We start from the raw sequence: 4,672 nt of genomic DNA on the forward strand, positions 1-4,672 counted from the left end.
CCCTTCATCGGGCCGCACGGCCGAGCACCCGCCCGCGCAGCCCGCGCCGGCCCCCCGTACCGGCGGCTCGGGCAGCGGCGTCTGTCAGCTGGGGCGCACTTACGGCCGCTGGCAGCAGGGCAGCGACGCCTCGCGCATCTGCGGCCAGGTGTACGGACACTGAGGGCGCGGGCGGCCGCTCCGCCGGGCGGTCAGACGGCGAGGTCCGGGATCTGCCACGAGACAGGCTCGTGGCCCTGGGCCGCGATCGCCTCGTTGATCTGGGTGAAGGGGCGGCTGCCGAAGAACTTCTTCGCGGAGAGCGGCGAGGGGTGCGCGCCCTTGACGACGACGTGGCGCTCCTCGTCGATCAGCGGGAGTTTCTTCTGCGCGTAGTTGCCCCACAGCACGAAGACGGCGGGGTCGGGCCGGGAGGCCACCGCGCGGATCACCGCGTCCGTGAACTTCTCCCAGCCCTTGCCCTTGTGGGAGTTGGGCTCGCCGCCACGGACCGTCAGGACCGCGTTGAGCAGCAGGACGCCCTGCTCGGCCCACGGCATCAGGAAGCCGTTGTCGGGGACCTCGAAGCCGAGCTCGTCCCGCATCTCCTTGTAGATGTTCCGCAGGGAGGGCGGGGTCTTCACGCCGGGGCGCACCGAGAAGCACAGACCGTGCCCCTGCCCGGCGCCGTGGTAGGGGTCCTGGCCGAGGATGAGGACCTTCACCCGCTCGTACGGCGTGGCCTCCAGGGCCGCGAAGACCTCGCCGCGCGGCGGGTAGACCGGCGCCTTCGCCCGCTCCTCCTCGACGAAGTCCATGAGCTCCTTGAAGTAGGGCTTCTCCAGCTCCTCGCCGAGGACTCCGTGCCAGGACTCGGGCAGCACGTCGGTGACGGTCACGTCGACAACCTCCGGGGTTCGTTCCGTTCTCACGGGAGAACTTACCGGCGGCCACTGACAACGCGCCCCGACAGGGGCGCGGGGCTGTGACATCGTGCGGCTTCGCCGCGTGAGCGCGACCAGCCCCACCGGGCCTGCAGACGCCTACGGAGCGCAAGAGGCACCTCCGTAGGCGCCACCGCCGTTCAGAACCCCGCGTTGAGGAGGAGGCCGCCGTCCACGACGAGCGTCTGGCCGGTGATCCAGCCCGCCGGCTCCGAGAGGAGGAACGCCGCCGCCCCGCCGACGTCCTCCGGCACGCCGAGCCGGCCCAGGGGGTACGACGCCGCGACCTCCTCCTCGCGCCCCTCGTACAGAGCGGCCGCGAACTTCGTCTTCACCACCGCGGGCGCGATCGCGTTGACGCGCACCCCCGGTGCCATCTCGTGCGCCAGCTGCAGCGTCAGGTTGACCATGGCGGCCTTGCTGATGCCGTACGCGCCGACGAACGGCGAGGCCCCCAGCCCGGCCACGGAGGCGATGTTGACGATCGCCCCGCCGTTCTCCTTCTGCCACGCCTTCCACGTGCGCTGCGCGAAGCCGAGCGCCGAGACGACGTTGGTCTCGAAGACCTTCCGCGCGACCGCGAGATCGACGTCGGCGATCGGCCCTGCCACCGGGTTGGTACCGGCGTTGTTGACGAGGTAGTCGACGCGGCCGAAGACCTCCATCGTGCGCTCGACCGCGGCCGCCTGGTGGGCCTCGTCGTGCGCCTTGCCCGCCACCGTGAGCACCCGGTCGGCGCCCAGGGACTCGGCTGAGGCTTTGAGGGCGTCCTCGTTGCGCCCGGTGATGACGACACGGTCACCGCGGGCGACCAGCGCCTCCGCGATGCCGTACCCGATGCCGCGGCTGGCACCGGTGACCAGGGCGACCTTTCCGCTGTCCTGCACTGTCACGATTCCGTCCCCCTGTCAGCCGAGCGGCCCGCCGGCCACATACAGCACCTGGCCGGAGACGAAGCCCGCCTGCTCGCCCGTGAAGAAGGCGACGGCGTTGGCGATGTCCGTCGGCTCGCCGACCCGCTGCACGGGGATCTGGGTCGCCGCCGCGGCCTTGAACTCCTCGAAGCCCATGCCGACGCGCGCCGCGGTGGCGGCCGTCATGTCGGTCGCGATGAAACCGGGCGCGACCGCGTTGGCCGTGATGCCGAACTTGCCGAGCTCGATGGCGAGCGTCTTGGTGAAGCCCTGCATACCGGCCTTGGCGGCCGCGTAGTTGGCCTGCCCGCGGTTGCCGAGCGCCGAGCTGCTGGAGAGGTTGACGATCCGGCCGAAGCCCGCGTCCACCATGTGCTTCTGACAGGCCCGGGACATCAGGAACGCACCGCGCAGGTGCACGTTCATGACGGTGTCCCAGTCGCTCTCGCTCATCTTGAACAGCAGGTTGTCGCGGAGCACCCCGGCGTTGTTGACGAGGATCACCGGCGCGCCCAGCTCGGCGGCGACGCGGGCCACCGCGGCCTCCACCTGAGCGGCGTCGGAGACGTCGCAGCCGACGGCGAGGGCCGTGCCGCCCGCCGTCGTGATCCTCTCCACGGTGGCCGCGCAGGCCGCCTCGTCCAGGTCGAGGACGGCGACCGCGTGGCCTTCCTCCGCCAGTCGTACGGCGGTTGCCGCGCCGATGCCGCGGGCCGCGCCCGTGACGACGGCCACGCGCTGCTCGGTGGTGGACATGCGGTGCTCTCCTCAATCTCGGAAAACCTCGGAAACGTCGACGACGTCGACGACGCCGACGGGCCGCGCCCGCGCCGGGCGGGATGAGCGACCGCTTAGTACCTCTCGGCGGATCAGACGCTAGAAGCCCCGCCACCGGCTGTCAACGCCTCGCGGCCGGGCCTGCCCGCGACCCGGCGCACCGCTCAGCGCACTACTCAGCGCACGAGGAGGTCGAGGAGCCGTTCCGACTCCCGCTCCGGGTCCTCGGTGAGCCCGGCGTGCACGGGGCCCGGCTGCACGACCGTGCTGCGCGGCGCGATCAGCCAGCGGAAGCGCCGCCCCGGGTCGTCCCCCGCGGCCTGGCCCGCCCGCTCGCCGCCGAGGCAGACGCCTTCGACGGCACACAGCGCGGCCCGTACGCCCTCCACGTCCGCCGTCGGGTCGAGGGCCAGCAGCCGTGCCTCGTCCAGGTGGACGCGGGCGGCGACGTAGGACTTCGCCTGGCAGTAGACGACGATCCCGGCGTTGATCTGTTCCCCGCGCTCCACTCGGGGGACGACGCGCAGCAGCGCGTACTCGAAGACATCGCGTCCGTTGTGGCGTCCGGTCACTCTCCGGCCCTCCTGTCGAGCCTGACACGCACCCACTCCGGCGCCTGCGAGGGCTTGTCCTTGCTGCGTTCACCGATGACGATCCGGTCGCCGACCGTGGCGGCACGCTCCAGCAGCACCTCCACATAGGCGCGGCGCAGCGCGTCCGCGCTGTCGAACCCCGGCTCGTCCACCAGCCACTCGTCCGGCACGTCGGCCGCGACCGCCGTCAGCAGCTCCTCGGTGACCCGCGGCGCGAGCTCCTTCGCCGCCGCCGCGAGATCCGGGCCGAAGGTGGCCAGGACGTGGTCGGAGGCGTCGTACGGCTTGCCCGCCGCGGCCGCCGCGCCCGGCCAGTTGTGGTGCCAGATCATGGTGGCGCCGTGGTCGATGAGCCACATCTCGCCGTGCCACACCAGCAGGTTGGGGTTGCGCCAGGAGCGGTCGACGTTGTTGATGAGGGCGTCGAACCAGATCACGCGCCCGGCCTCCGCCGCGCCGACCTCGAAGGCGAGCGGGTCGAAGCCGAGGGCGCCGGGCAGGAAGTCCATGGCCAGGTTGAGCCCGCCGCTGGCCTTCAGCAGCCCCTGCACCTCCTGGTCGGGCTCGCCCCGCCCGATGACCGGGTCGAGCTGGATCCGTGCCAGCTCTGGGACGCGCAGCCCGAGCGCGCGCCCGAGCTGTCCGCAGATCACCTCGGCGACCAGCGTCTTGCGGCCCTGGCCCGCGCCGGTGAACTTCATGACGTACGTGCCGAGATCGTCGGCCTCGACGATGCCGGGGAGCGAGCCACCCTCACGCAAGGGCGTGACATAGCGGGTGGCGATGACTTCGGGGAGCATTGCCCCAGGCTACTGCGGTGGCGGACGGGATCCGGCCACCAGGGATTCTTGCGGCGGCGCCTACCGGGGCGCCTCTTGCGCTCGGCGCGCGTCTGCGGGTTGTGTGTGCTTGTCGCGCGGCTGTGTGTGGCTTGTCGCGCCCACGCGGCGGAGCCGCATATGTACAGCAGCCCCGCGCCCCTGACGGTGCTCCGCCCCGCACCCGGCAAGGGTGTGCGCGGTGTGTCCCACCGGCCGGAATCCGCTCGCGTGCGCCGTCCGCCCCCTGTCATGGTCCCCGCATGGATCTCCAGGACTTTCCCCGCCGCTTCGCCCTCAGCCGCCGCTTCTCCCTCGGATCCCCGGGCCGCTTCACCGTCTCGCCCGACGGCGTGCGCGTCCTGTTCACGCGCACGCGCGGCGGCCTGGACCCGGTGGGCGAGCTGTGGCTGTACGAGGCGGGCCGCGAGCGGCTGCTCGCGTCACCGGCCGCCCCGGACGAGGCACTGCCGGAGGCGGAACGGGCCCGGCGGGAACGCGCCCGCGAGCTGTCCGAGGGCATCGTCGCCTACGCGACCGACCGTGCCGTCCGGCTGGCCGTCTACACCACCGGCGGTGCGCTGCACGCGGTCCGCACGGACGGCGGACACCCCGTCCCCCTGCCCACGGCGGGCCCCGCCGTGGAC

Annotated in this window: 5 protein-coding genes and 1 pseudogene; 1 reads left to right on the forward strand and 5 read right to left on the reverse strand. The window is 72.5% G+C overall.

The genetic code is table 11. The features are described from left to right. Positions 1-191 precede the first annotated feature (191 nt). The 5 genes from K6I34_RS32065 to K6I34_RS32085 form a co-directional block, all read right to left on the reverse strand. Positions 192-878 (reverse strand): uracil-DNA glycosylase, encoded by a 687-nt coding sequence (locus K6I34_RS32065; RefSeq protein WP_229331499.1) that lies wholly within the window; start codon positions 876-878, stop codon positions 192-194. A gap of 185 nt (positions 879-1,063) precedes the next feature. Beyond that, positions 1,064-1,816: an SDR family oxidoreductase gene (locus K6I34_RS32070; protein ID WP_229331501.1), complete on the reverse strand. Its 753-nt coding sequence runs from the start codon at positions 1,814-1,816 to the stop codon at positions 1,064-1,066. A 15-nt stretch (positions 1,817-1,831) separates the two neighbouring features. Continuing rightward, complete coding sequence (gene fabG / locus K6I34_RS32075) at positions 1,832-2,593, reverse strand: 3-oxoacyl-ACP reductase FabG (RefSeq protein ID WP_229331502.1); 762 nt, start codon at positions 2,591-2,593, stop codon at positions 1,832-1,834. A 197-nt stretch (positions 2,594-2,790) separates the two neighbouring features. Continuing rightward, positions 2,791-3,186, reverse strand: a complete 396-nt coding sequence (locus K6I34_RS32080) for a DUF3037 domain-containing protein (RefSeq protein ID WP_229331504.1) — start codon at positions 3,184-3,186, stop codon at positions 2,791-2,793. After that, entirely contained in the window at positions 3,183-4,007 is an 825-nt protein-coding gene (locus K6I34_RS32085; RefSeq protein ID WP_229331506.1) for a HipA family kinase, read from the reverse strand. The genes K6I34_RS32080 and K6I34_RS32085 overlap by 4 nt, the downstream gene beginning before the upstream one ends. Positions 4,008-4,288: 281 nt before the next feature. Here K6I34_RS32085 and K6I34_RS32090 point away from each other — a divergent pair. Continuing rightward, a pseudogene (locus K6I34_RS32090) lies at positions 4,289-4,672 on the forward strand (S9 family peptidase); the annotation flags it as partial.

The sequence above is a fragment of the Streptomyces sp. UNOC14_S4 genome (genome assembly GCF_020740835.1).
GTDB lineage: Bacteria > Actinomycetota > Actinomycetes > Streptomycetales > Streptomycetaceae > Streptomyces.